The following is a 224-nucleotide window of genomic DNA, read 5'->3' as shown; positions in this document are numbered from 1 at the left end:
TCGCGCCCCGCCTGTCGTTCTTCTTCGTCGCCCGCACGACGATCCTGGAGGAGGTGGCCAAGTTCCGTGCGGCGCGCCGGATCTGGGCCCGGGTGATGCGTGAGGAATTCGGGGCGAAGAATCCGAAGTCGCTGATGCTGCGCTTCCACACCCAGACGGCCGGGGTGCAGCTGACCGCCCAGCAGCCCGAGGTCAACCTGGTGCGCGTCGCCGTGCAGGGACTG

The 224-nt window shown here is 68.8% G+C and carries 1 protein-coding gene; it reads left to right on the top strand.

What is annotated here, in order from left to right; genetic code table 11:
• A partial coding sequence (locus tag ADK65_RS09335) for a methylmalonyl-CoA mutase family protein (RefSeq protein ID WP_234352837.1) occupies positions 1 to 224 on the top strand: 224 nt, incomplete at both ends.

Source organism: Streptomyces sp. NRRL B-1140 (assembly GCF_001280065.1).
In the GTDB taxonomy this organism is placed as follows: domain Bacteria; phylum Actinomycetota; class Actinomycetes; order Streptomycetales; family Streptomycetaceae; genus Streptomyces.
The sequence above is the reverse complement of the archived record's forward strand: the minus strand, read 5'-3'. Positions and strand labels throughout refer to the sequence as shown.